This is a genomic window from Candidiatus Paracoxiella cheracis (assembly GCF_049348705.1).
GTDB lineage: Bacteria > Pseudomonadota > Gammaproteobacteria > Coxiellales > Coxiellaceae > Paracoxiella > Paracoxiella cheracis.
The window spans coordinates 651,091-677,971 of the sequence record NZ_CP186485.1 but is presented as its reverse complement, the minus strand read 5'-3'; the positions used below and the strand labels follow the sequence as shown (position 1 = coordinate 677,971).

Sequence of the window (26,881 nt, the reverse complement as noted above, 5' to 3'; positions counted from 1 at the left end):
AGCACACGGAGTCTAGTTAAATGAAGCTACCATTATTAATGGAAAGCAAAGCAAGAATCTGGATTGTACTTTCTGGCATCTGCTTGGCAATATTCGCCGTTGCCTTCAATACTACAGCCGTCATGAATGCATTAGTTGCGCTCAGCAATGAATTACACTTATCACCCACTTCTTTGCAGTGGATCGTCAATGCGTATTTATTAGCGTGCGCTTCATTCATCGTCGTGGGCGGACAATTAGGCGATATGTATGGAAGAAGAAAGATATTTTTAATGGGGGCTCTTGGATTTATTTTTTCTTCATTACTCATCGCACTCTCTCATACGCCAACATTGATTATTATTGGACGCGCATTACAAGGCTTGAGTGCAGCTATCATTACGCCTGGCACATTGGCTATTATTAAGGTTGCTTTTTCCGGTGAAAAAGAGCGCTATGCTGTCGGTGCCTGGACGGCATCGATCGGTTTAGGTTTTGCATTCGGCCCTGTAATTAGCGGTTTATTTACCACGTATATCAGCTGGCGTGATATTTTTTGGACCAATATTCCCATCATGTGTGTCGCCATTGCTATCATCTATTTATTCGCCCGTAAATCGCGTGGCCCTAAAGAAAACACTAAGCTTGATTTATGGGGTCTAGTTTTACTGCTATCGGGATTGCTTCCGTTCACACTCGGCTTAGTGGAAGGCAACGTATGGGGATGGTCTTCGCTCACTACGCTCATTTTATTAGTTGGTGGCGGTATTTTGTTAATTTTATTTTGGATCGTTGAACATGCTATCAAGAGCCCACTCGTTGATTTCTATCATTTCCGTGAAAAACTATTTATTGCTGGCAACGTTGGCATTGCCGCTAGCATTTTTACTTTGCTTGGCATTCTCTATTTTTTTAACACCTTTATACAAAACCCGATTTTATTTAATTACTCGCCCATTGAAGCAGGCATTGCCATTTTGCCTTTGAGTATGGCGATGTTTGTGATGTCACTCGTAACTGGAAGCATTACTAAACACATCGGTTACCGCATACCTATGGTCATTGCATTATTGATCATCGCGGTGGCAACGTATTTATTACACAATATCAATGTTCATTCGACATATTCTGACATGTGGCTTCCATTATTGTTGTTTGGGATCGGTGTCGGCGTGAGCATGCCGTGTAGCCCTTCCTTAGGGATGTCCGCATTACCTATTGAAAAAGCCGGTGAAGGGTCGGGGATTATCAATACCGTCAATTATTATTCCGGCGTTTTATGTGTTGCAATCGGTACGCTGTTTTCTATTTATGGTGGACGAAACGCCTTACAGGGCTCACTCACCACACACAAATTATCCCCCAGCCTGATCGATAAAATTGATAAAGTTATCGTGGGTCATCAAGGCAGTCTGCAAGCATTAATCGCTGAAGCAGGCTCGACAACAAAAACAACGATCATTCACACTGCACAAAAAGCTATAGTGCACAGCTTTTCGACGGTGATGTTGATGTGCATGGTTGTAGCGCTGTTAGGCGCTGTTGCGATATTTTTTATTGTGACAAAGAAGAAAGTTTCATCATAAGACTTTAAGCCCACAGTGATACACCATGGGCAATAAATTTTTCTCATTAACCTGAGTTCTGTATAAGAAAAGGAATAAGTGAATGAAATAATTGAAAAAAAGACCGGAACCGCTAAAATTTAGCTCCAAAATTACAGCTAAATAATGTAACAGGAGTTAATCATGTTGGCACCGGTCACGGAGATTTTTTGTGATATGGATGATTTTTGCAAGGATTATTTGAAAGGTCAATCAAAGTATTTGCTACCGAACCCAGACAGAAAACGAGATCGAGCGATGCAAATGAGCTTGTCTGAAATTGGCACCATCATTGTGTTGTTTCAAATGAGTCACTATCGCACATTTAAGGATTTTTATTGTGGATGTGTTTTACAAGACATGAAGAAGTATTTTCCTACGGCGCTGAGTTACACACGTTTTGTCGCCTGCCAATCAGCAGCGCTAATGATGCTCGCCGCCTATTTGCTTTCGAGAAAGGGCAAACACACGGGATTGTATTATATTGACTCAACTACACTACGCGTATGCCACAATAAACGAATTTATCGAAACAAGGTTTTCAAAGGCATTGCTAAACGCAGTAAAAGCACAATGGGCTGGGTTTACGGCTTTAAACTACATATTGTGATTAATCATCAAGGGGAATTAATCCGTTTTTGTTTAACGAAAGGGAACGTGGATGATCGCGCTGTTGTTAGAAAATTAATGGCTAATTTAAAGGGGTTGGGCGCTGGCGATAAAGGGTATCTTGGAAAAGATCTTGCGGACGATTTGGCAAAACACGATTTAAAATTTGTGACAAAAGTCCGTAAAAATATGAAGAACAAAATGCTTTCTGCATTTGAAAAGTTTTTCCTAAAACAACGTGGCATCGTAGAAACGATTATCGATCAGTTGAAAAACTTGTATCATGTTGAGCATTCGCGTCATCGTAGTCCGATTAATTTTTTAGTCAATACCCTTGCAGCGCTAATTGCCTATTCTTGGCGACCAAACAAACCAGGAATAAAAACCAACAATATAAAGAATAATTTATACGCAGTTATCCAGAACTGAGGTTATCATTATTTATACGGATTTTTATCGAGCTTAAATTTTACAATGACAGGCACGCCAAGCAAATTAAATGACTTGCGAAAGTGATTTGCTAAATATTTTTGATAGGACTGCGGCAACGCCGTGACTTGCTTACCATGCACGATGATCACCATCGGATGATGCCCACCCAAGTGCGCATAACGCAACCTGACTCGACGCCCCCGCACCAAAGGCGGCTCGTGTTCTGCAACCGCTTTTTCCAATGCTTTTGTGAGTTGTCCAGTGGATATTTCGCGACTCGCAGACTCATACGCCTCTCTAACAGCATGATACAATTTTCCAACACCCGTGCCATGCAATGCTGAAATAAAATAACGCCGTGCAAAATCAGCAAACGGGAGACGTCTATCGATCGTGTCTTTAATCCGACTGCGTTCATAGTCATCTAAGCCATCCCATTTATTAATCGCTAAGATTAATCCTTTGCCGGCTTCAAGCACGAGACCTAATAAACGCAAATCCTGATCGGTAATTCCTTCTTGTGCATCAAACACAAAAATCACAACATGTGCTTTACCAATTGCTTGTAGGGTTTTTATAAACGAAAATTTTTCGATGACTTCTTTGACCTTTGCACGACGACGAACACCCGCCGTATCAATTAAGGTATAACGCTCACCTCGATACTCAAACGGAATGGCAATGCTATCACGCGTTGTTCCCGGTTGATCGTAAACAACCACACGCTCTTCCCCCAACATGCGATTAATGAGTGTGGATTTACCGACGTTCGGTCGACCAACGATCGCGATATTAATACCAGACTCAAGTGGTGGTTCAGCTTCTGCCGCTGGCAAAAATTGCAAGACATCTGCCAGCAGATTTTTAATGCCGCGACCACGCGTAGCAGAAATGGCATAAGGATTGTCAAAACCGAGCTGATGAAATTCACTCACGGCAATATCAGCATCTTCATGATCGGCTTTGTTAACTAACACAAATACTTTTTTGTGTTGCTCTCGCAGTCGTTGTGCAATGTTTTCATCGGCGGCACTCAGCCCTGCACGCGCATCAACCACAAATAACACACAGTCTGCTTCATCGATCGCTTGTCGAACTTGCTCCTCTGTCAAATGCGCCATGCCCGATTCATCGGTTTCTGCAATGCCACCGGTGTCAACAACGATAAAGGAACGACCCTCAAAAACGGCTTCACCATATTGACGATCACGCGTCACTCCTGGCATATCAGCCACTAAGGCCGCACGGCTCTTAGTCAAATAATTAAATAAGGTGGATTTTCCCACATTGGGGCGACCCACAATGGTGACGACTGGTAACATTGTTTTACTCGATTGATTGGTTATTGGGAAACTTTCATATTTAAAAACGGATCCACAATACCGCTCGTTTCAAATCCATTTTTAGCCGCTTGGTAAGCTTGTTTCGCTAATTTATTGTTTCCTCGTGCACGATAAATATCACCTTTAACACTGTTGATGAGGGGTTGATAGGTAGGATCATCGACAGTTTTTAACAACGTTAACGCCGGCTGATATTGTTTTTCAGCCAATAGAATCCGCGCTGCACGCACACGAGCAATTTGTTTCACGCTTGCCATTTTGCCGTTTTTAATGGTCCATTGTAATTTTTCAAGTGCAACGTTTAATTTATTTTGCAAGACTGCATCGCGCGCCCACAATAATGCACTCATGCCTGCATAAGGCGTGTTGCGATAGTGGGTCATCAAGCGGCTCGCCAGAGCTTGCGCGTCATCGAATTTATTTTGCGCCGCAGCATTTTGCATCTCGGTATAAATTATCGAAGCTTCTTCAGCTTTCATAACCTTATGACGATGCCAATACCGCCAGCCAAAGCCGACGGCTAGTCCGATAACAACAGCGACAGTAATCACAAGACCGTATTCCCGCCACCATTTTTTGATCATCTCGACTTGTTCTTTATCCGTCAAATCACTCACGACTGACTCCCCCGCAAAAAGGTAATTAATTCATCCACTGATAGTTGTTGTTGTGGTTTATCTTCGCGTAAATTTTTCAGCGACACCGTATTTGTTTTGATTTCTTCATCACCCACGATAAGTGCCCACTCTGCACCACTCTTGTCCGCGCGCTTAAATTGGCTCTTAAAGCTGCCAGCACCCAAGTTGGTTTCGATTTTCAGCTTTGGTAGCTCTGTGCGTAATCGTTCCGCCAGAAGCAAACCATGGTCAGTGGCCTCTGCACCAACCAAAACGCAGTAGAGGTCTGACTGGTAAGCGCACTCTCGCACAGACTGTAATAATAACACTATTCGCTCTAATCCCGCAGCAAATCCAGCCGCGGACGTGGGACGCCCACCAAGCTGCGCTACCAAATCATCGTAACGCCCCCCCGCGCAAACAGTGCCCTGAGCGCCCAGTGCGTTAGTCACCCATTCAAACACCGTGAGTCCATAGTAGTCCAAGCCCCGCACCAGCGTTGGAGTGATCACATAGGGAAGCCCTGCTTTATCCAGAATGGCACAGAGCTCCTCAAAATGGCGTTTGGATACGTCATCCAAATGATCCATGAGTTTGGGCGCCCCCGCGATGACAGCCTTCATGTCAGGATTTTTGCTGTCTAAAATGCGTAACGGGTTAGTTATCAAACGACGCTGACTGTCGGCATCCAATGCATCGGCATGTTTTTTAAAATAGTCGATGAGTTTTTCACGATATTTGACGCGGGATTCACGCGTGCCTAATGAATTTAGTTGCAACTCAATTTGGTCATTGATGCCAAGTTCTTTCCACAAACGCGCACACATGAAAATGAGCTCGGCATCGATGTCAGGACCCGACATGCCAAACGTTTCAACGCCGATTTGATAAAACTGACGATAACGCCCTTTTTGCGGACGCTCGTGACGAAACATCGGGCCCATATACCAGAGGCGCTGCGTTTGATTATAGAATAATCCGTGTTCGATGCCGGCACGCACACAACCCGCCGTACCTTCGGGTCGTAACGTTAAACTATCACCATTGCGATCGGTAAATGTATACATTTCTTTCTCAACGATGTCAGTAACTTCACCGATCGTGCGCTCAAACAGTTCTGTTTGTTCAACTTCAGGAAGACGAACTTCACGATAACCATAACGCGAAACGATTTCACGACAGGTGTTTTCTAAAAAAGACCAATAAGGACTGACATCGGGGAGAATATCATTCATTCCCCGAATAGCTTGTATAATTTGCGCCAATGTAGTTATCCTAGGAATTAAGATTTTTTATTTTTTTGTTGATCTAGCTGTGGCCGATTTACCGAATTGGTTTTTTTAACTTCCACTTGCGGCTTCGCGATATCTGGCAGCGGTTGTACCGGTTGAATAGTTATTTGCGGTTGCGCCACCTGACTTGTTTGATCGAGCCCGTGCTTGCGTTGTCCTTGCCACCACATACCCACCAAGATCACCAAAACTAAAATAATAGCACCGCTTATCCAACGCACTGCACGTCGACTCATAAATCGAGTCTGTTTGGAAAATACTGGGACCGTGGGTTGTAGAACAATTTTTTCTTCGCTACTTTTTGCTTTCTTAAATTCTTCTTCCAAATCCATTGCATCAAAAGCATTCATCACACTATCCGGTGAGAGCCCAAGCAAGCGTGCATAGGATCGCAAGTAACCGCGCACATAAATTATCGCGGCACCGTGCGTAAAATCATCGTTTTCAATATCCTTCACCCACTGCAAACTTAATCGCAAGGCTTTTGCGACATCTGCTTGACTGAGTTTTTTAACTTCACGTGCAGCTTCCAACATAGCCCCTGGGCTCATGTTACTTTCTACAGAAGGTGTCACATCCACTATAGGTTGTTCTTCCATCGGTGTTATCCTATGCTAATTATTTTTCGGAATTATAACAGAAGTTTCGTACTTTGTACGAAAGTCTTAATCTGTGACTGGAACGAGGTGGCCCGTTTTCAGCCAACGTTTGTGACGACCGGTTCGATCCATGATCTTACCAGCCAATTGACCGCAGGCGCCGTCGATATCACCACCGCGGGTGCGTCGCACACGGGCGTTAAAGCCTGCAGCCATCAGTTTCTTTTGAAAATCTGAAATCGCTGCTTCCGAGGAACAGCGATATCGTGTCCCCGAAAAAGAGTTAAAGGGGATCAAGTTGATCTTACACGGAACACTCTTTAACAGGTGTATCAATTCATTCGCATGCGCTGGGGTATCATTAACCCCATCCAACATCACATACTCAAAACAAACGACCCGCTTCGATTGGCCAGAAAAATAATCGCGACAAACCGGCAGCAGCGTGGATAAAGGATATTTTTTGTTTAAAGGCACGAGCTCATTACGCAAGGCATCGTTAGGGGCATGCAGCGACACCGCGAGAGAAACGTTACTGTCTTCACGCAGGCGCTTCATCGCAGGCACGACACCGGAAGTACTTAAAGTAACACGATATTTTGATAGACCATAGGCATAATCGTTCATCATCAAATTCATAGCCTTAACAACAGGATCGTAGTTTAAGAGTGGCTCGCCCATGCCCATCATCACCACGTTTGTGATCTTGAACGCATTCGAATGCGCCAACTGCCGGGTTGCAATCCAAACTTGACCGATGATTTCTGATAGCGACAAGTTGCGATTAAATCCCTCTTTCCCCGTCGAGCAAAAGCTACAATTTAAAGCACAACCTACTTGTGAGGATACGCACAACGTACCACGCTCTGGCTCAGGTATAAATACAGTTTCGATAGCATTACCGCCTTCGAGTCGCAGTAACCATTTGTGGGTGCCGTCTTCTGATATTTGTTCACGAATGATTTCGGGAAGGATTATTTTTGCCTGATCTTTCAATGTACTGCGTAGTGCTTTGCTCATATCCGTCATCTGATCAAAATCCATGACGCCGCGTTGATGCACCCATCGCAGTAAGCATTGTGCTCGATAGCGAGGCTCACCCAAACTGACCATATAGTCTTGGAGTTCGGGTAAGTCTAGATCGAGCACGTTGTTCATGTTATCCCACAATTTCTTGGGGCTTGAAGAAAAAGTTGATCTCTTCTGCAGCCGTATCTGGGCCATCTGACCCGTGCACCGCATTCGCATCGATGGAATCCGCAAAATCAGCACGAATCGTACCGGGTGCTGCTTCTTTGGGGTTAGTTGCACCCATGAGATCACGGTTTTGCATGATGGCATTCTCACCTTCGAGAACTTGCACCATCACAGGGCCCGAAATCATGAAGCTCACCAAGTCTTTAAAAAACGGGCGGTCTTTGTGAACAGCATAGAATGCTTCAGCTTGTGCTTGGCTTAAATGCATCATGCGTGCGGCTACTATCCTTAAACCAGCCTTCTCAAAACGTGAATAAATGTCACCGATAATGTGTTTTGCCACAGCATCGGGCTTGATGATTGATAATGTTCTTTCAGTAGCCATAGTATTTCCCCATTTGAGTAAAATCGCGACATTATATATTGAGAATAACGCCTGTGCTACAATCAATTCAAAGGATTGGGACACTTAGCGCTATGACTGCTTTCGACATTATACCCTTCATACTGTTTCTCGTGGTGATTGGCACGGCCATTGCTGAGCGAATCAACGTGCCCTATCCACTGGTGCTCGTAGTTGCAGGCTTGCTCGTTGGCTTCATCCCGGGTATTCCCAATTGGCATCCGCCGAGCGAGGTAGTACTCACACTATTTCTACCGCCCATTCTATTTGCGGCAGCAAGGCTTATTTCCTGGGAAGATATTCAAAACAATATTACCGAAATTATTTCATTGGCGGTCGTCTTGGTGATTGTCTCAACCATGGTTGTCGGATGGGTGTTACATTGGATTGTGCCCGCTATGCCACTCAGCGCGGCCTTAGTGCTTGGCGCAATTATTGCACCAACAGATGCCATCGCATCCACCTCCATTTTACATAAGCTGAATGCACAACAGCAGGTTATTCGAAGCATCGAAGTCGAAAGCCTATTCAACGACGCGATCAGTATTGTCTTATATAAAATGGCTGTTTTGTTTGTTTTCATGGATGCAATCAATGTCACGCAAGTAAGCATCCACACGATTCTCGTCGGGCTTGGTGGTATTGCTGTTGGGTTGATGTTTTCCTATTTCACGAGTCTGATCGTTAAAGAATTTTTAACAGAATCTGAAAATGAGTTACCTATCATCATGAGCCTGATATTGGCATACGTCGCGTATTTATTCGCCGTGCGTATCGGGGTCTCTGGTGTTTTATCGGTCGTTGCTGCCGGTTTATTCCACAAACGCACCGAACGCACCATTAAAGCAAGAACGCGATTATCCGAAAAAGCAGTGTGGGATACGTTTATATTCTTTCTGAACGGCTTAATTTTTATTGTTATCGGCATGCAGTTTCCGACTTACTTGCGTAAAGTAAGCTATTTGCCAGCTAGCCAACTGATTTTATTTTCAATTGTTACCATTGTAATTTTAATTTTATTGCGATTTATTTGGGTTAGCATGACTGCTTATATTGCAACACGAATTGCAAGACTGCGTAAATCAAAAACACAAATTACCGAATTCTCGTGGCGTGAAGTGGTTATCTCATCTTGGTCTGGAATGCGCGGCTTGGTATCACTCGCACTTGCTATTGCACTACCAGTGTCTATCTCAGATACGAACCCATTTCCTTTCTTAAACTTAATTATATTTCTAACCATTATTGTTATTTTATTTACTTTAGTTGTGCAAGGGTTAACGCTGCCCTATTTAATTAAAGTTTTAAAGTTAGAAAAAACGGATATCGAGACCATAAAAGAAGCCACAAAGATCTACAGAAAAATAACAAAACAAGCTATCGAACATATTAGCAAACTAGAAGAAACAGAACATGTTTGTTCCATCGCCTCAAAAAAATTAGTCGATAGTTATTACGCAAATCGACTGTTGCAATTTAAGGTTTCTTACCAAACCGAATGTGATACGCACGAAGTCGGCCATGAAGCTGAATCATTGCTTGCGAAGATATTAGATTACGAACGCAAATTGCTCTATAAAATGCGATCGAACGGTGAAATTAGTGAAGAAGTATATATGCGCATTCTTTCAAAGATTGACCGCGACCAGGTCGGATTCGCGTCATATAAATAAATTATTTCAGAGAATTTTCCCACGAAATGTAATTTTGATTTCGTATGGCCGAAGCATTCACCTGATTCGCTTGCTCAGTACACAAAGCATAGTCACCATGATTTTGCGCTACAATGGCAGCCGCCAAATGGTTATTCGGTTCATTCCAATCAACATAGGCGTTGTGTCGCTTTGCTTCTCGTTTTCCCTCAATAAGATTCTGATTAGCAATCTCGAGCGCTTTTACACAGGCGATTGGACTTCCTATACGTTTATACACACCCGACGGATCCGGTGTAGGCTGTTTGGACCCGCAAGCCGCAAGACTTAGGGTTAAGGCTCCAATAACAACTACGGAACCCACAATCCTTAACATCTCTTACCCCTCAAAATTGGTCAATTTTTACACATTATACGCAAAATACGTAGCTTTTGGAAGCGGAAAATAAATGTTTCAGAGCCTGCTCTCAATAAAAATATACCTGAAACCCATTCCATCAATCAGCGGATATGATACGATAAACGTCGATTTAGGTAACTACCAGCAGTATATAGGAAGATATCATGAGAATAATGACCCACCTAAAGCGGATTGTCTCTACTTTCTTAATCATCGCTTTCACGATGTGGTTTACCCAGGCCTTAGCAGACACCGCAGAAAACTCTGGGGAACAAAGCCTCGCTATTGCCAATACAGCCGCAACCCCGCAACCCGCATCTCCACCGACATTAGTACCCCCGCCACCGAATATCGATGCCAAAGGCTACATCCTGATGGATGCCAATACGGGCATGGTACTCGCGCAAAAGAATATGGATGAACACCTTCAACCTGCTAGCTTGACGAAGCTAATGACTCTGTATTTAACGTTCCAGGCTCTGCAAAGTGGGCAGATTCACTTAACAGATTCTGTGCGTATCAGCAAAGAAGCTTGGCAGATAGGCGGCTCACGCATGTTTTTAAAAGTGGGTAGTCACGTGCCGGTTGAGCAACTCATCCAAGGCATCATCGTTGCCTCTGGTAATGACGCCTGTGTTGCTATCTCGCAATACATTGCAGGCACGCAAGATACGTTTGCACAATTGATGAACCAAACCGCTGCGCGACTCGGCATGACCAATTCACACTTTGTGGATCCAACAGGTTTGCCACGCCCTGAGCATTATTCAACGCCGCACGACTTGGCAATTTTGACGCGTGCCATTATTAACGATTTTCCGCAGTACTATCATTTCTTTTCTCAAAAGTGGATCACGTTCAACCATATTAAACAACCCAACCGCAACCGCTTGTTGTGGCGTGATGATGCAGTAGATGGTTTGAAAACAGGTCATACAGAAGAAGCAGGATATTGTTTAATTGCTTCTGCTAAACGCAGTGACATGCGACTAATTTCTGTTGTGATGGGGACGCCTACTGACAGTGCTCGTGCAAATGATTCTCAAGCAATCTTAAATTATGGGTTTCGTTTTTATAAAAGCTATAAATTATTTGATGCCAACCAAGTGCTCATAAAACCCCGAATTTGGATGGCGCATCATAAATACAGTAAATTCGGTTTGGCTAAACCATTATATGTCACGATCCCAATCGGTGAGTACAAACATTTAAATGCGACGATGGATGTAAATCCAAACCTACAAGCACCGATCATCAAAGGGCAGCAATACGGCGAAGTGCAAGTTACCTTGAACGGAAAACCAATTACCAAAGCACCGTTAGTAGCCTTACAAGATGATAAACGAGGCGGTGCATGGTCTCGTACGACAGATCACATTGCTCTTTTCTTTAAAGGAATGTTTGGCAAGCGATCATCCTAACAACCGTATTTTTAAGAAGCTGCGATCTCACTGATGAATCGCAGCTTTTCTTATAGGATGTAAACATGACTGATGACAAACTAAGAACCCCGCCAATAGAATTCCCCTGTGATTTCATTATAAAAGTTGTAGGCAAAGCCAATAAAAAATTTGAACCCTCCGTACTCGATATCATTCACAAACATTTTCCAACTTTCAGCAACAAGAATTACACGAAGAGATTGAGTCGCGATGCAAATTTTCTAGCCTTAACAATTACAATACATGCTGAGAGTAAAGAACAGTTGGATGCAGCCTACCAAGACTTGAGTGATTGCAAAGAAATAATCATGGCACTCTAATCTCCGAGGAGTGGCGCAGAGCCACTAGGCAAAACTCCCTCTCTTGCACTTAATCTGACAAACAAGGACAATACGTCGCATGAACGACGTTATTATTCGCCAATTCAAGACTATTCAGCCTTACCACGACACCTGGGAGGCCATGAAAATATTTACTAACCAGCGAAGCACAGAGACAACCGATGAGATATGGCTGCTGGAGCATTTACCTGTATTCACTCAGGGCCTGGCCGGAAAACCCGAGCACGTCCTAAACCCTCATCATATTCCGATTGTCCAAACAGACCGTGGCGGACAAATCACGTATCATGGTCCCGGTCAACTGATGGTTTATCTATTGCTCGATATTAGACGTCTTGGGCTGCAAACCCGAACATTTGTACGAACAATTGAACAGATTGTTGTCGATTACTTAAAGAGCCTTAAAATCGAGGCTTATGGTAAAGAAGATGCACCGGGTGTCTATGTTGATGAAGCCAAAATCTGTTCGATCGGGCTGCGCGTAAAACGCGGCTTTAGCTACCATGGTTTGGCCTTTAATATCGATCTCGACCTGACCCCGTTTTCATACATCAACCCCTGTGGTTTCAAAGGGTTACAAATAACGCAGGTCAAAGATCGAGCCCTAACCATCACGATGGACCAAGTCATGCAAAATATTATGCCCTACTTTTTAAATCATTTCGGGTATAATCATCCCAAAATATTACAGGACCTACCTTTGGAGATGCCGTCGCATGAGCAACAAGTCAACCTATGATCCGACCAAAAAAGCGTTGGGCGCTGAAAAATTAGCGCGCATCCCAATTAAAATCGAAGAAACTCACCAACCATTGCGCAAACCCGATTGGATTCGCGTTAAATTACCCAGCGATAATAAAATTTCAAAATTAAAAAATTTATTGCGCGAAAATCGCATGGTCACCGTCTGCGAAGAAGCGAGCTGCCCCAATCTCAGCGAATGCTTTAGCCACGGCACTGCTACATTTATGATCATGGGTGAAAAATGCACGCGACGCTGTAGCTTTTGCGATGTGGGACACGGTCGTCCTGATCCGTTAGATCCCAACGAGCCTCAAAACTTAGCCAAAACAATCAAAACCATGGAATTAAAATACGTGGTCATCACCTCCGTCGATCGGGACGATCTACGCGACGGTGGCGCACAGCATTTTACTGATTGCGTCAATCGCGTACGCGAACAAAGTCCAAACATTAAAATAGAAGTGTTAGTGCCAGATTTTCGAGGTCGGATGGAGAAAGCTCTCGAAGCCATGGCCACCGGCTTGCCCGATGTATTCAATCACAATATTGAAACGGCATCGCGCCTCTATAAACAAGCGCGTCCCGGCTCCGATTATTTATGGTCGTTAAAATTATTACAGGAATTTAAAAAACGTTTTCCAGGCATTCCTACCAAATCGGGAATGATGTTGGGTTTGGGTGAAACACGCGAAGAAACAGAACAAGTCCTCCGCGATCTTCGTGCTCACAATGTTGATATGTTAACCCTCGGACAATACCTGCAACCCACGCGATATCATATGCCTGTGGATCGTTACGTGACACCCCAAGAATTTAAGGAGCTGGGCCAGTTTGCAAAAGAAATTGGCTTTACGCAGGTAGCCAGCGGTCCGCTTGTACGATCGTCTTATCATGCAGATCGACAAGCAGCCGGAGAAAAAGTTTCATAAACAATGATGGAAAACTATCTCCACGACATCAATACCTATTTGCAGATGCACCCGCACATGGGCATTATTTTTGCATTTATTATTGCCCTAACCGAATCACTACCCTTAATTGGCACCATCATCCCGGGCTCTATCACCATGACCGTCATTGGTATTCTCATTGGGCGTGGTTTAATCCCCGGCTTTAGTACATTAATTTGGGCAACGCTCGGTGCACTCGCAGGTGATACGATCGGTTTTTATATAGGAAAATATTATAATGAAGGCCTTCTTAATGTTTGGCCGTTTAAAAAACATCCCACCTGGCTCACAAAAGGTGAAGACTTTTTTAAAAAACATGGCGGCAAAAGTATTTTGATCGGGCGGTTCGTCGGCCCGGCACGAAGCTCCGTCCCTTTAATTGCAGGCCTATTGAAAATGCCCTGGGGACGATTTTTTCTTGCCGCAATACCTTCTGCCTTTCTTTGGGCCATCGCGTATATGTTACCCGGCGTTTTAATCGGCGCAATCTCACTCGAATTACCGAAAGGCATGACCACAAAGTTCATCATCATTGGTTTGGTCGTCATCGTATTTTTATGGTTAATATTTTGGGCGATTCAACGATTCTTTGTGTTTTTGGCGAGTTTTTTCAATCGGCTTATTAATAAAACCTGGGATTGGTTAAGCCATCATCATGGCTCTAAATTTTTAATCCGTCTGATTACTAACCGTAATAACCCCAAAGATCACCATCAATTAACGCTGATTATTTTAGCAGGTATCAGCTTGCTGCTCTTTATAACCGTGCTACTCAATGTCATTTTTCAAGGGTCTTTCACACACCTCAATCAACCCTTATTCCATTTTCTGCAAAGCATTCGCACGCACCATGCAGATGCGGTTTTCATTGGCATAACTCTGCTCGGCGATTCACCTGATATCTTTGTATTTGGCTTAATTATTGTGCTCGGATTAATGTGGAAAAAACAATGGCGCTCTGTGTGGCATTTTTTAGCCCTCTTGATTATAACAGGCGCCTGTGTGTATTTTTTAAAATGGATTATTCATTCACCACGGCCATCAGGCTTAGCCTATCAAATACCGTCATCATCATTTCCTAGCGGCCATACAACATTCTCATTAGCTTTTTATGGTTTCGCTGCTTTTTTAATTGCGAAACAAATTTCGCGAAAATGGCACTGGATTCCATATTCTACGGCTGCAACGTTAATCGTACTGATTGGATTTTCACGCCTTTATTTAGGGGCACACTGGTTTACAGATATTTTAGGTAGTATCTTTTTAGGCTTTACCATCTTATTAATAGTCATCACTTCTTATCGCCGCTATCCACCCAAACCTTTCGCAACCGTCTATTGGTTTATTTTTATGGTGCTAGCGTTATTAATTCCGTGGGGAGCCTATACCGGCGCGCGATATAACACGATGATAAAACGTTACGAATATCTTTGGCCAACACAAACAATTTACATGAATGCTTGGTGGACAAATCCCACAAAATATTTACCCGTTTATCGTCAAAATCGATTTGGTAATCCTATTCAACCCTTTAATGTCCAATGGGCCGATACCATTGACAACATCAAACAAAACTTAAAACGTCAGGGCTGGACTATTATTCATAATACAACGGACATGAAAAATGCATTGAATCGTTTTGCGAGTTATAAGCCAGAACAACACTTACCCCTGTTTCCGCAACTCTATCGGCATCAACCCGCAGTATTATTTGTAATAAAACATGTTCGAAAAAAACAAACAATTATTGAATTGCGATTATGGTCAACGGGAATCACTTTCAATAACACAGAAGTCCCTTTATGGATCGGCTCAATTAACTATCATATTCCACCACATCGATTGATTTCACTCAAAAAACTGCATGAAATTACGCTTGCCGAAACGGGCGGAATTGATGAACTGCAAAAAGATATCTCCCATTACCAATGGAAAAAAATTAAAGTCTCACTCGCGCATCAGCCAAAGCGCATCACTCCTTTGGAGTGGGACGGTACGATAATCATCATTCGTCGTCCCAACTTGTCATCTATACTTTCTTTTGACATAGCACAATCAAATCATAGAATTTGTAATGGAAGCCCTCGGCGAAAAGATCAACGTCAGGGTTCACATGAACTTCGCGTTGCTCTTTCACCTTCAGACCACACAGGTCCAACCAACTAATGACTTCCTCTTTTGTGCTCCACGCCATGTAGTGCGCTGGAATAATCGGCCCAATTGGCAGAGATAAAATGAATTGCGCATGCGGAGGTGATTTTTTTACATAGCTATCTAAGTAAAAAGCGGGATCGCTCGTATGCGGTAGCGAATCTTTAAATATATAAGCATCGAACGAACCCACAAAATCATTGGTATCCATATCCGTCTGCTTAAATGAAACAACATCGCGCCAACGCAAATCCCATATCTCCAACAGCGCTTCAGCAAATGTGAAAGCGGATTGTTCATAGTCACAAAGTGTGATTTTTGGTCGCCGCGCTCGGAGAGCCTCTTTCACATATAATGTTGGCTCACCAAATCCGATATCGGCAATGCTGCTTGCTAATGTCATATTTACAAATTCAGACACTACCGCTTGGCGCTCTTGATGCCAGCTATTTTCTAATAGATCGTGAATGTACAATACAAAGCGCATGGCCAATGATTCATAAATTTCATTGCCAAATGCTGATAGATCTAAATTGTAATGAACAAAATCTTGAATAATTTCACTTTCATTAACACCCAGCATTAGCATTAAAGACTGAACCTCAACTCGATGTCTCGAGTCATGCATGACTGATTTTGCCAGTGAAATTAATTTACTTTGCTTTTGGGTAAGCTGTGAATTGGTTATAAGTTCAATAGAAGAGTTTCCTATCCGACGAGAAACACATGCATCATCCATAAATAAATTACTCCCTCTATATCTAATAACTAAGGCAACTACATGTCCCGCTGATGTAGAGCGCCATCACTTTTGTCATCCCGAATGAAGTGATGATTCTTATGAGCATAACGCAGAGCGCTGCACGTTCGAGACTCCTCACGGAGTTAACCCTGAACCTGTCAAAGGGCTCAGAATGACAAGCAGTAAATTCCCTCACAACTGACGCTCCGAGATACACCGGGGAGTGTAATTACAAACTAAGTTAGCCGGATTGTACTACAAAGTTGGTGAATCTACTAATGGGCTTGCTCAAACGTTTAATCAATTTTTGATGGATGCCCCCAAAGCCTTTGTTACTCATGATGAGCACGTGATCTCCGGGGCGCAACTGCAACGCTACACGATTAATAATCTCTTCAACGTTTTTATAAACCTGCGTTGCTTGATGAATGTGTTGCACCAGATCAGTGATATCCCATTCTTCCGGTTGCAATACCACAACAACATCGGCATCTTTTACAGCATTCGCGATCGACTGCACACTATGTACACCGCTTTTCATCGTGTTAGAAGCAAACTGTAGGATGGCAACAATCCGAGAGTCCCCCACCTTTGCACGCAATCCTTGTAATGTAGTTTCAATGGCAGTTGGATGATGTGCAAAATCATCGTAAACCGTTATATTGTTGACAACACCGCGCACTTCCAAACGGCGTTTTAATCCTGCAAAAGTATTCAGCGCCTCAATGGCATGAGCCGGCTTTACACCCACATTATTGGCAGCAGCCACAGCCGCCAATGCATTGTTAACATTGTGCAAACCAATCATGCTCCAGTTTACTGCACCTTGATATTGGTTGCGGTAAAAAATTTCAAATTCGCTGCCTGCGGGATTCATGTTTTTTACTTCCCAATCGGCATTTTTTCCTGAAAAAGTTTCCACGCAAGACCAACAACCCCGCTGCAATACATCCTCCAAATTACTATCGTTTTGTGGACGAATAATGAGTCCGTTTGCCGGGACTGTGCGTACTAAAATTTGAACAAGCGTGTCGCGATGCTCGTGATAGATTATTGCCATCCCTGTCAATAATCGACTCGCAATACGCGACAACTTAAATAGCCGCGGACGTCCTCGTCGCCCGCGCTCCGCGACCTCACGGCTCGACTACGCACGGGCTCTCAAATGACTTGACGGCTCGTAAAGATTTTTTGCAGTCGCTTACGCTCGGCAAAAAATCCGAGCCTACCGCGGAATACGCGCCTTCGCTTCGCTCTCCATGGCGCGCATCGATTGTTTTTTTATCGCTTCTAAATCAGGAAAAATATCGGCATGATCGTATTCTAAATTATTTAAAACTAATGTATTCGGCCGGTAATGAATAAACTTGGAGCGCTTGTCAAAAAAAGCCGTGTCGTATTCGTCTGCTTCAATCACGAAATAAGGGCCCTCACCTAATTCAGCGGTACGATCAAAACCATTAGCGACACCACCGATTAAAAATCCCGGTTTTAAACCGGCTTTCGACACAATCCAGGCCAACAATGCCGTTGTTGTCGTTTTGCCATGCGTGCCTGACACAGCTAACACATGCCGATGTTGCAATACATGTTCAGCTATCCATTGCGGGCCCGACATGTAAGGAATATCGTGATTTAAAACATACTCGATCGAGGGGTTTCCACGCGACATAGCATTGCCAATCACAACCAGATCGGGATGAGGCTGTAGGTGCTTAGGATCATAACCGGCCATGATTTGAATGCCGGCATTTTGCAGTGTATCTGACATGGGGGGATAAACATTTTCATCAGAGCCGGTGACGATAAACCCAAGCTGACGCGCCAAAACGGCAACGCCCCCCATAAAAGTGCCACAAATTCCTAAGATGTGAATATGCCTCATTCTTTTTTCCTTAACTCCCGACGTTGCTCCGCTTCTTCTTGACGTCGCTCACGACGCATTTCGGCTTCTTGATAGCGACGTTTTTCCTCTTTGGTTTCAGGAAGAAGACTCGATACTTGCACAGGTCGTTGATTTTCATCGACAGCAACTAAGGTAAAATAGGCCGATAAAATATGTCGTTTCTCGCGCGTTTTATAATGCTCTGCTTCGACCCTAACACCAATTTCCATCGAACTTCGCCACGCACGATTAATCGAGGCGCGAAATAATAAAATATCACCTTTTTTTGCGGGCGCCAAAAAATGCATGGCATCGACAGACGCCGTAACGCAAGTTCTACCGCTATGCCTTTCCGCAACAACCAATGCCGTTCTATCGAGAATGCTCATCACCAAGCCACCAAATACAGTGTCGTTGGAGTTTAGATCGTTAGGGAAAATCAAGCGTGTCGCGATGCTCGTGATAGATTATTGCCATCCCTGTCAATAATCGACTCGCAATACGCGACAACTTAAATAACCGCGGACGTCCTCCTCACCCGCGCTCCGCGACCTCACGGCTCGACTACGCACGGGCTCTCAACTGACTCGACGCCTCGTAAAGATTTTTTGCAGTCGCTTACGCTCGGCAAAAAATCCCAGCCTGCCGCGGAATACGCGCCTTCGCTTCGCTCTCCATGGCGCGCATCGTTTGTAAGTATGATCATGTACAGCAGACTCACAGACCCGTTTCGGTTTTAATTCTGTCATTGTTACCCCCTTCAATCGAATATTTTACCGGGGTTCATTATACCATTGGGGTCAAAAACTTGCTGGATGGCTCGCATGTATTTGATTTCTTCGGCACTTCTTGTGTCCGTGAGATAGTGTTTCCTCAACAGTCCAATACCATGCTCTGCCGATATGGCACCTTCATAGTCTTTAATTAATTTGAAGATATCAACATTGAGCTTTTCACAAGTCTTAAAAAATGTTTCCGGTTTTTCATCGGCTGGTTTTAAAATGTTTAAATGAAGATTACCATCACCGATATGACCAAACCAAATGCTAATAAATTCTTGAAAATTTTTCTGTAAGTAGGCATCGACTGCGTGCAAAAATTCTGGCATTTTCGACACCTTCACCGATAAATCAAATTTACACGGTGTAAATTGAATAATTGTCTCAGAAATGTATTCGCGCAGATGCCAAAGGTTATTAAATTGTTGCCCATTTTGACTCATTGCACCGTCGATTACCCAACCTCGCTCCATACAATATTCAAACAAACGCAAAACGTGATCATCAATCCCTTCATGATTTCGTTCGTATTCAATCAGCGCATAATATTTAGCACGAGTTTCAAACGGTGGCGGCAGTTTTTTATATTTAATTACAAACTCTAGTGCTTTATCCGAAAAAAACTCGAATGCCGTCAACTCGATTTTTTGACGAAATGCATGCAGCACCTCCATAATCGCATCTAACTCAACCAAACCCAGCACAATGACATTCAAGTCTTGAGGTTTTGTTGTCAAGCGCATCGTGGCTTCAACTACAAATCCCAGCGTTCCTTCTGCCCCGATAAAAAGTTGGCGCAGATCATATCCAGTCGCATTTTTTATGAGGCCTTTATTACAGTCCAATAAATCGCCTTTGCCCGTCACTACTTTTAAGCCCGCTACCCAGTCGCGTGTTGCACCGTACCGAATGACCTTAATGCCACCTGCATTTGTCGACAAGCGTGTCGCGATGCTCGTGATAGATTATTGCCATCCCTGTCAATAATCGACTCGCAATACGCGACAACTTAAATAGCCGCGGACGTCCTCGTCGCCCGCGCTCCGCGACCTCACGGCTCGACTACGCACGGGCTCTCAAATGACTTGACGGCTCGTAAAGATTTTTTGCAGTCGCTTACGCTCGGCAAAAAATCCGAGCCTACCGCGGAATACGCGCCTTCGCTTCGCTCTCCATGGCGCGCATCGTATGTTGCCACCAATTTCACAAGAACCCGATGAGGCTAAGTTAATGGGAAAAAATAAGTCGTGCTGACTCACAAACTGTTACAACTCCTGATTGATCACTCCAGGTTGGCACACAACCATGCGATCGATTGGATTGAAGTCGAGTATTTTGTTCATTTTGCTAAATGACACCACAACTTCATTGTGGCTCGCTACCGCCCCACCGCTGTAACCCGTTCGCCCACCGGAAGGCACGAGCGGAATTTTAGCGTCGTTCGCAAGTTTAACCATGGCTTGAACATGCGCGATGGTGCGAGGAAAAACAATAGCCATCGGGTTTGGCTGGTAATGTTTCGTCCAATCGACACCATAATGATGCAACGAGCCTTCGTCGGTGAGCACGTTTTCCTCACCGACAATCCCGCGAATTTTTTTAACGATGTCCTTTTGTTGCATAATTGTTCGCCTCCTTCTCGTATTGGCAAGCAATTTAAATTATAAATTACCTCAGTTCTGGATAACTGCGTATAAATTATTCTTTATATTGTTGGTTTTTATTCCTGGTTTGTTTGGTCGCCAAGAATAGGCAATTAGCGCTGCAAGGGTATTGACTAAAAAATTAATCGGACTACGATGACGCGAATGCTCAACATGATACAAGTTTTTCAACTGATCGATAATCGTTTCTACGATGCCACGTTGTTTTAGGAAAAACTTTTCAAATGCAGAAAGCATTTTGTTCTTCATATTTTTACGGACTTTTGTCACAAATTTTAAATCGTGTTTTGCCAAATCGTCCGCAAGATCTTTTCCAAGATACCCTTTATCGCCAGCGCCCAACCCCTTTAAATTAGCCATTAATTTTCTAACAACAGCGCGATCATCCACGTTCCCTTTCGTTAAACAAAAACGGATTAATTCCCCTTGATGATTAATCACAATATGTAGTTTAAAGCCGTAAACCCAGCCCATTGTGCTTTTACTGCGTTTAGCAATGCCTTTGAAAACCTTGTTTCGATAAATTCGTTTATTGTGGCATACGCGTAGTGTAGTTGAGTCAATATAATACAATCCCGTGTGTTTGCCCTTTCTCGAAAGCAAATAGGCGGCGAGCATCATTAGCGCTGCTGATTGGCAGGCGACAAAACGTGTGTAACTCAGCGCCGTAGGAAAATACTTCTTCATGTCTTGTAAAACACATCCACAATAAAAATCCTTAAATGTGCGATAGTGACTCATTTGAAACAACACAATGATGGTGCCAATTTCAGACAAGCTCATTTGCATCGCTCGATCTCGTTTTCTGTCTGGGTTCGGTAGCAAATACTTTGATTGACCTTTCAAATAATCCTTGCAAAAATCATCCATATCACAAAAAATCTCCGTGACCGGTGCCAACATGATTAACTCCTGTTACATTATTTAGCTGTAATTTTGGAGCTAAATTTTAGCGGTTCCGGTCTTTTTTTCAATTATTTCATTCACTTATTCCTTTTCTTATACAGAACTCAGGTTATAAATTGGTAAACTAACACTAGGAAATATACACAATTCGCTGTAGGGAGACTCATATGCGAATCACCATTGCAGGTGGCACCGGATTCATCGGTCGCTTTTTAACCAATCATTACTTACAACAGGGCCATGATGTCACGGTGATTGGTCGCAACGTCGATAAAATCAAACAAACATTTAACGACCGCGTTGAACCGCTTGACTGGAAATCTGTCAACACTGCAACGCTTGAAAACACCGGATTGATTATCAACTTAACTGGCGCTGGGATTGCTGACAAGCGTTGGACACTCGAACGAAAAAAAGAAATCGTTGATAGTCGTACAAGCGCTACTTCAACGTTAGCGCATTTATGTGCTGAACTGGGTAATGCATCCCCGCCATTATTTAATGCTAGCGCCGTTGGAATTTACGGAATACAAAACCCACAAGCCACAGGGCTCCCACCTGCACTCGACGAAACAACTCCACTCGACAAAGAAACACAAGACTATGCCTCACACATCGTCAAACAATGGGAAGCGGTCGCAAAACCCGCGCAAGAGAAAAATGTGCGCGTGGTCTTCATGCGCTTCGGTGTAGTATTGGGAAAAAATGGCGGAGCCTTAGCGAAAATGGCGCAACCGTTTCGTTATTTTTTAGGCGGAAAAGTGGGCTCGGGTCGACAACCGTTTTCGTGGGTATGCATTGTAGACCTGTGTCGCGCCATCGATTTTTTATTAAATCATGCAGAAATAAAAGGTCCAGTCAACATCGTCGCACCCGAATGTGTCACGCAAGCGCAACTCGCTGCCACCCTTGGAAGAGTGCTCAACAAACCGAGCTTCATGATCACACCCGACGTTATGCTAAAACTGGCTTTCGGCGAGATGGCAGAAGAGCTCTTGTTGAATGGGCAGCACGTAGCACCCAAAGTCTTACTCGACAACGGATTCACCTTTCAATACCCTGACCTTGAATCTGCCCTTCGATATGCGTTAGAGTAGCCAAAATTCATTCGACAGACCTAATAGAAGGGAAGAGCCCATGGCCAACAAGAACATATTCTATGCGCAGTCTGGAGGCGCGACTGCCGTTATCAACGCGACTGCTTGCGGGGTCATCGAAGGGGCCGCACAATATCAATCCCAAATAGGAAAGGTATTAGCTGGACGAAATGGCATTCTCGGCGCCCTGAAAGAAGAATTGATCGACACGAGCCAAGAGTCGCCCGAAGCGATTGCAGCACTCTGTCACACCCCCTCGAGCGCATTCGGGTCATGCCGCTATAAACTCAAAGATATCAACAAGGATCGCAGTCAATATGAACGTCTGATCGAAGTGTTTAAAGCACACGATATCGGCTACTTTTTTTATAATGGTGGCGGGGACTCACAAGACACGGCCTATAAAGTATCGCAAATCGGCGACTTGATGGGCTACCCTCTAACGTGCATCGGCATTCCCAAAACTATTGATAACGATCTGCCGCTGACAGATACCTGCCCGGGCTTTGGTTCCGTCGCAAAATATGTGGCAGTCTCTACTCAAGAAGCTGCATTTGATGTGCGCGGCATGTCGGCGACATCCACAAAGGTGTTTATTTTAGAAGTGATGGGGCGACACGCCGGTTGGATTGCCGCCTCGGCTGCTTTGGGACAACACGCTCCCGACGACCCACCGCATATTATTTTGTTCCCCGAAGTACCGTTTGATGCCGAAAAATTCCTGAAAAAAGTCAAAACCACGATTGAAAAACAGGATTATTGTGTGATCGTAGCTTCCGAAGGCATTCGTGATGCAAGTGGCCGGTTTATTACCGAAAGTGATTCGACCGATGCCTTTGGCCATCATCAGTTGGGTGGATTGGCGCCCTTTTTAGCGAATATGATCAAAGAAAAGCTTGGTTATAAGTATCATTGGGCTGTGTCAGATTATTTACAACGCGCCGCACGACACATCGCCTCAAAAAACGATTTAGATCAAGCCTACGCATTGGGCAAAGCCGCCATCGAGTATGCCATTGCCGGTAAAAATAATGTGATGCTAACCATTCAACGTGAAAGCGGTCCTGAATATAAATGGAGTATCGGCACGGTGCCATTAAAAGACGTTGCAAATAAAGAGTCAAAAGTGCCTGCTAACTTTATTAGTGAAGATGGTTTTGGCATTACAGCAGAATGTCGCCGCTATTTAGAACCATTAATCCAAGGCGAAGCATATCCGCCCTATAAAAATGGTATGCCACAATACGTGCGATTAAAAAACAAGTTAGTGGCAAAGAAATTAAATAAAGAGTTTGTGCTGTAATATCAGTCCTAACCTACCTTATCGTTACCATAAAACTCAGCTTACGTCCGTTAGTGGGCACGACCCAAGGTCGGAAATATTGCAGTGTGATTTGTGTCCCCTGCGGCACGACAAAAGCTCCAGAGTTCACCTTGAATGTCCAAATATCCACTCCCGGTGCCCCTATTTTGCTCGTGTCAGCCGTAAATTTCTGCGATATCGGTGTAATTAAATCGCGGTCATAACTTACTAAAAACCAGGTATAACCCGTTGTGGGGTTCGAGCGCAGTCTTAAAGTAAACGTTGGAGATTCTTTCATCACCTGAATGGCTTTGTTAGGATCAGAAAAAGTGCTCTGCGAAGTTTCAGGTTGATTTGTCGTTTCCTCCTGTTTTTTCGTGTTGTCAGCAGCAAAGACCGAGGACACGACAAACGAGAGCATTGATGCAAGGCATAAAATTCTAATGATTTTTTTCATTCACATTCTCCATCTTTTTATTGATTATCCACTCTGAAAAGCCATATTTCAATCTCAAGTATCGACGGCAGCAAAAATTTCAATTGTGGCAGAGAGGTTGGGTTACTGTTTTTCGGAAATCGCCATCCTTGGCTAGCAAGCAATTGAAATTCCTTTTACAATTTCTGGGACTGTCTACCAATCAAACATCGTTCCATCGAGCTTGCGATTGATGGGTAAATAAGCACGCTCGTACGGATATTTTTCGGCTAATTTTTCATTGAAATCGACACCTAAGCCTGGCGTATCTTTCACATTGAGATAACCATTCTCAAAATAATAATTATGCGGAAAGACTTCATCCGTTTCAGGAGTGTGACGCATATATTCCTGAATCCCAAAATTATTAATCGCCGTTTCAAAGTGCAATGATGCCGCCATCGTGATCGGCGAAACGTCGGTTGGACCATGACATCCCGTGCGAATACGATAAATATCTGCAAAAGAAGCCACCTTCATCATCGGTGTAATACCACCACCGTGCACAATTGACATGCGGATATAGTCGATCAATTGTTCGGTAATTAGTGTCGTCGTATCGTAAATGGAGTTAAATACTTCACCCACCGCTAACGGCGTTGTCGTGTGCTGACGAATCAGGCGAAAACCTTCTTGCAATTCAGCCGGCACCGTATCTTCCAACCAAAATAAGTGATAAGGCTCTAATTCTTTACCCAATCGACCCGCTTCGATCGGCGTTAAGCGATGATGGCAATCGTGCAGTAAATGCGGATCATCACCATACAGATCACGCAGTTTCGAAAATAGTTTTGGCACGTGATTTAAGTATTTTTCCGTCGACCACATCTTTTCTGGCGGCAATCCTTTTTCTGCGGGTTCATAATACATTTTATCTTTTGAAACGCCATAAGCACCCGGCAATCCAGGCACACCACACTGTGCACGAATCGCCAAATAGCCTTTATGAATGTATTTTCCAACTTCTTCTGCGGTTGCAGAAATACTATCTCCGTTAGCATGGCCATAAACCATAATGCCTTTTCGGCTTCGACCACCGAGCAAGTTGTAAACCGGTGTATTTAAGGCTTTGCCTTTAATGTCCCACAGCGCCATATCGATAGCAGCAATAGCCGACATCGTCACCGGGCCGCGACGCCAATAGGCGCCTTTATAAAAAAACTGCCAAATGTCTTCTGTTTCAAAAGGGTTTCGGCCAATTAAGCTCGGCACTAAGTGATCCTCTAAATAAGAAGCGACTGCAAGCTCACGACCATTCAGAGTGCCATCACCCAACCCATAAACACCTTCATCGGTTTCAATTTTGATAGTGACAAAGTTTCGTCCTGGCGAACAAACAAAAACTTTTGCATTCGTAATTTTCATTTTATTCCTCTTTAAAAATATCTAATGGAATTTCATTAATTAAATTCCGACCTATCACAGGATATTGTTCTAATTCATACACAACAGCGTTGGCGGGCGCGGAAATATCAGAGACCCAAAAAACCACATGCTTTGCCACATCCTCTGGCCGTAACAAGCGCCCTGACGGTGCATACGTCGCTGGAATTTTACCTTCCCAATCTGATGGAAAACCTTCGCCTTCTTTAATTTTGCTTTCGTTCGGTGTTAACGTCCAACCCACATTGAGCTGATTAACACGGATATTTTCTTTGCCTAGGGCGTTACCTAAATTGCGCGTCATCGTCATCAACGCGCCTTTGGTCATTGAATAAGGTAGCAAATCGGCCTGGCCACAATAAGCATTAATTGATCCAATATTTACTACTGTTCCACCCGATTTTTGGTGACGAAACGCTTTCACCGCTGCCTGAGTTAAAAACAACGGAGCACGCATGTTCAATCGTACCACCCAACCAAAGCTTTCATTCGTGATAGTATCAAGAGTACTGCGAGGTGATGCGCCTGCATTGTTAACCAAGCAGTCAATACGACCAAAGCTATCAACCGTAGCTTGAATCATCTTGGCATACATGTGTGGATCATCTTCAGTTAAGTCTGAAATGGTGTAATCGGCCTTGTCTTTTCCCAACTCAGCAACCATGGCTTTAGCGCGCTCTTCACAGCGCCCATGAATCATTACCCTCGCTCCCTCCATCACACACCGTTCGGCAATCGCCGCCCCTATCCCTGTCGTCGAACCAGTCACTAACACGACCTTATCTTTTAACAACATAAGTAAAGAACCTCTTGGGTTTCTGCGATACGTTAAGAAATTGGTGCACAGTATACTCTGTTGACGGCCCCGATGGCCAGGGGCTCGTAGGCCCAA

28 protein-coding genes are annotated in these 26,881 nt (G+C 43.9%); 12 read left to right on the top strand and 16 right to left on the bottom strand.

Translation table 11 applies throughout. The annotated features are described in order from the left end of the window. Positions 1 to 20: 20 nt before the first annotated feature. Together ACJMKR_RS03555 and ACJMKR_RS03550 are read left to right on the top strand one after the other, a co-directional pair. Positions 21 to 1,565, top strand: coding sequence for an MFS transporter (locus ACJMKR_RS03555; RefSeq protein WP_423063804.1), 1,545 nt, complete (start codon positions 21 to 23; stop codon positions 1,563 to 1,565). A 162-nt stretch (positions 1,566 to 1,727) separates the two neighbouring features. Next, the gene (locus ACJMKR_RS03550; RefSeq protein ID WP_423062298.1) at positions 1,728 to 2,621 is read left to right on the top strand and encodes an IS982 family transposase; all 894 of its coding nucleotides are present in this window, start codon (positions 1,728 to 1,730) and stop codon (positions 2,619 to 2,621) included. Positions 2,622 to 2,629: 8 nt separating this feature from the next. Here ACJMKR_RS03550 and der read toward each other — a convergent pair whose 3' ends face one another. The 6 genes from der to ndk form a co-directional block, all read right to left on the bottom strand. Then, the gene (gene der / locus ACJMKR_RS03545) at positions 2,630 to 3,946 is read right to left on the bottom strand and encodes a ribosome biogenesis GTPase Der (RefSeq protein ID WP_423063803.1); all 1,317 of its coding nucleotides are present in this window, start codon (positions 3,944 to 3,946) and stop codon (positions 2,630 to 2,632) included. 20 nt (positions 3,947 to 3,966) lie between these two features. Beyond that, positions 3,967 to 4,584: a YfgM family protein gene (locus tag ACJMKR_RS03540; protein WP_423063802.1), complete on the bottom strand. Its 618-nt coding sequence runs from the start codon at positions 4,582 to 4,584 to the stop codon at positions 3,967 to 3,969. Further along, positions 4,581 to 5,849: a histidine--tRNA ligase gene (gene hisS, locus ACJMKR_RS03535; protein ID WP_423063801.1), complete on the bottom strand. Its 1,269-nt coding sequence runs from the start codon at positions 5,847 to 5,849 to the stop codon at positions 4,581 to 4,583. Before hisS ends, ACJMKR_RS03540 begins: the two co-directional genes overlap by 4 nt. A gap of 17 nt (positions 5,850 to 5,866) precedes the next feature. Then, positions 5,867 to 6,475, bottom strand: a complete 609-nt coding sequence (locus ACJMKR_RS03530; protein WP_423063800.1) for a helix-turn-helix domain-containing protein — start codon at positions 6,473 to 6,475, stop codon at positions 5,867 to 5,869. A 66-nt stretch (positions 6,476 to 6,541) separates the two neighbouring features. After that, positions 6,542 to 7,633 (bottom strand): 23S rRNA (adenine(2503)-C(2))-methyltransferase RlmN, encoded by a 1,092-nt coding sequence (gene rlmN, locus ACJMKR_RS03525; RefSeq protein WP_423063799.1) that lies wholly within the window; start codon positions 7,631 to 7,633, stop codon positions 6,542 to 6,544. A gap of 1 nt (position 7,634) precedes the next feature. After that, a complete protein-coding gene (gene ndk, locus ACJMKR_RS03520; protein WP_423063798.1) occupies positions 7,635 to 8,057 on the bottom strand; it encodes a nucleoside-diphosphate kinase in 423 nt (140 codons plus the stop codon). 92 nt (positions 8,058 to 8,149) lie between these two features. On the opposite strand from ndk, the gene ACJMKR_RS03515 reads away from it, so the two are divergent. After that, positions 8,150 to 9,748: a Na+/H+ antiporter gene (locus ACJMKR_RS03515; RefSeq protein ID WP_423063797.1), complete on the top strand. Its 1,599-nt coding sequence runs from the start codon at positions 8,150 to 8,152 to the stop codon at positions 9,746 to 9,748. Between the two features lies 1 nt (position 9,749). Here the strand turns inward: ACJMKR_RS03515 and ACJMKR_RS03510 are convergent, their stop codons facing one another. Further along, positions 9,750 to 10,103, bottom strand: coding sequence for a hypothetical protein (locus ACJMKR_RS03510; protein WP_423063796.1), 354 nt, complete (start codon positions 10,101 to 10,103; stop codon positions 9,750 to 9,752). Between the two features lie 197 nt (positions 10,104 to 10,300). On the opposite strand from ACJMKR_RS03510, the gene ACJMKR_RS03505 reads away from it, so the two are divergent. The 5 genes from ACJMKR_RS03505 (at position 10,301) to ACJMKR_RS03485 (ending at position 15,770) form a co-directional block, all read left to right on the top strand. Then, positions 10,301 to 11,548, top strand: a complete 1,248-nt coding sequence (locus tag ACJMKR_RS03505) for a D-alanyl-D-alanine carboxypeptidase family protein (protein ID WP_423064177.1) — start codon at positions 10,301 to 10,303, stop codon at positions 11,546 to 11,548. A 65-nt stretch (positions 11,549 to 11,613) separates the two neighbouring features. After that, on the top strand, positions 11,614 to 11,889 hold the full coding sequence (locus tag ACJMKR_RS03500) for a YbeD family protein (protein ID WP_423063795.1): 276 nt from the start codon (positions 11,614 to 11,616) through the stop codon (positions 11,887 to 11,889). A 79-nt stretch (positions 11,890 to 11,968) separates the two neighbouring features. Then, positions 11,969 to 12,649, top strand: a complete 681-nt coding sequence (gene lipB, locus ACJMKR_RS03495; RefSeq protein ID WP_423063794.1) for a lipoyl(octanoyl) transferase LipB — start codon at positions 11,969 to 11,971, stop codon at positions 12,647 to 12,649. Further along, positions 12,627 to 13,583 (top strand): lipoyl synthase, encoded by a 957-nt coding sequence (lipA, locus tag ACJMKR_RS03490; protein WP_423063793.1) that lies wholly within the window; start codon positions 12,627 to 12,629, stop codon positions 13,581 to 13,583. Before lipB ends, lipA begins: the two co-directional genes overlap by 23 nt. Positions 13,584 to 13,586: 3 nt before the next feature. After that, positions 13,587 to 15,770, top strand: a complete 2,184-nt coding sequence (locus tag ACJMKR_RS03485) for an LssY C-terminal domain-containing protein (RefSeq protein ID WP_423063792.1) — start codon at positions 13,587 to 13,589, stop codon at positions 15,768 to 15,770. Between the two features lie 968 nt (positions 15,771 to 16,738). On the opposite strand, the gene ACJMKR_RS03480 is transcribed toward ACJMKR_RS03485, so the two are convergent. The 3 genes from ACJMKR_RS03480 to ACJMKR_RS03465 form a co-directional block, all read right to left on the bottom strand. Then, the gene (locus ACJMKR_RS03480) at positions 16,739 to 17,455 is read right to left on the bottom strand and encodes a glutamate ligase domain-containing protein (RefSeq protein WP_423063791.1); all 717 of its coding nucleotides are present in this window, start codon (positions 17,453 to 17,455) and stop codon (positions 16,739 to 16,741) included. Positions 17,456 to 17,722: 267 nt separating this feature from the next. After that, positions 17,723 to 18,343: a Mur ligase domain-containing protein gene (locus tag ACJMKR_RS03470; RefSeq protein ID WP_425475599.1), complete on the bottom strand. Its 621-nt coding sequence runs from the start codon at positions 18,341 to 18,343 to the stop codon at positions 17,723 to 17,725. A 35-nt stretch (positions 18,344 to 18,378) separates the two neighbouring features. Beyond that, positions 18,379 to 18,771 (bottom strand): acyl-CoA thioesterase, encoded by a 393-nt coding sequence (locus ACJMKR_RS03465; RefSeq protein ID WP_423064176.1) that lies wholly within the window; start codon positions 18,769 to 18,771, stop codon positions 18,379 to 18,381. 219 nt (positions 18,772 to 18,990) lie between these two features. Here ACJMKR_RS03465 and ACJMKR_RS03460 point away from each other — a divergent pair, with 219 nt between their 5' ends. After that, positions 18,991 to 19,122 (top strand): hypothetical protein, encoded by a 132-nt coding sequence (locus tag ACJMKR_RS03460; protein WP_423063790.1) that lies wholly within the window; start codon positions 18,991 to 18,993, stop codon positions 19,120 to 19,122. 20 nt (positions 19,123 to 19,142) lie between these two features. Here the strand turns inward: ACJMKR_RS03460 and ACJMKR_RS03455 are convergent, their stop codons facing one another. After that, positions 19,143 to 20,102, bottom strand: coding sequence for an FAD-binding oxidoreductase (locus ACJMKR_RS03455; RefSeq protein WP_423063789.1), 960 nt, complete (start codon positions 20,100 to 20,102; stop codon positions 19,143 to 19,145). Positions 20,103 to 20,246: 144 nt separating this feature from the next. Between ACJMKR_RS03455 and ACJMKR_RS03450 the strand changes: the two genes are divergently transcribed. Further along, positions 20,247 to 20,381, top strand: coding sequence for a hypothetical protein (locus ACJMKR_RS03450; RefSeq protein WP_423063788.1), 135 nt, complete (start codon positions 20,247 to 20,249; stop codon positions 20,379 to 20,381). A gap of 45 nt (positions 20,382 to 20,426) precedes the next feature. Here ACJMKR_RS03450 and ACJMKR_RS03445 read toward each other — a convergent pair whose 3' ends face one another. Further along, complete coding sequence (locus tag ACJMKR_RS03445; protein WP_423063787.1) at positions 20,427 to 20,783, bottom strand: FAD-binding oxidoreductase; 357 nt, start codon at positions 20,781 to 20,783, stop codon at positions 20,427 to 20,429. A gap of 51 nt (positions 20,784 to 20,834) precedes the next feature. Then, complete coding sequence (locus ACJMKR_RS03440; protein WP_423062298.1) at positions 20,835 to 21,728, bottom strand: IS982 family transposase; 894 nt, start codon at positions 21,726 to 21,728, stop codon at positions 20,835 to 20,837. Between the two features lie 170 nt (positions 21,729 to 21,898). Here ACJMKR_RS03440 and ACJMKR_RS03435 point away from each other — a divergent pair, with 170 nt between their 5' ends. After that, complete coding sequence (locus ACJMKR_RS03435) at positions 21,899 to 22,828, top strand: TIGR01777 family oxidoreductase (RefSeq protein ID WP_423063786.1); 930 nt, start codon at positions 21,899 to 21,901, stop codon at positions 22,826 to 22,828. Between the two features lie 40 nt (positions 22,829 to 22,868). Then, a complete protein-coding gene (locus ACJMKR_RS03430; RefSeq protein ID WP_423063785.1) occupies positions 22,869 to 24,131 on the top strand; it encodes a 6-phosphofructokinase in 1,263 nt (420 codons plus the stop codon). 13 nt (positions 24,132 to 24,144) lie between these two features. Here ACJMKR_RS03430 and ACJMKR_RS03425 read toward each other — a convergent pair whose 3' ends face one another. The 3 genes from ACJMKR_RS03425 to ACJMKR_RS03415 form a co-directional block, all read right to left on the bottom strand. Further along, positions 24,145 to 24,588 carry a protease inhibitor I42 family protein gene (locus ACJMKR_RS03425; RefSeq protein WP_423063784.1) on the bottom strand — a complete coding sequence of 148 codons (444 nt, stop codon included), beginning with the start codon at positions 24,586 to 24,588 and terminating at the stop codon, positions 24,145 to 24,147. Between the two features lie 174 nt (positions 24,589 to 24,762). Next, complete coding sequence (gene manD, locus ACJMKR_RS03420) at positions 24,763 to 25,971, bottom strand: D-mannonate dehydratase ManD (RefSeq protein ID WP_423063783.1); 1,209 nt, start codon at positions 25,969 to 25,971, stop codon at positions 24,763 to 24,765. 1 nt (position 25,972) lies between these two features. After that, positions 25,973 to 26,785, bottom strand: a complete 813-nt coding sequence (locus ACJMKR_RS03415) for an SDR family NAD(P)-dependent oxidoreductase (protein ID WP_423063782.1) — start codon at positions 26,783 to 26,785, stop codon at positions 25,973 to 25,975. Between the last annotated feature and the right edge of the window lie 96 nt (positions 26,786 to 26,881).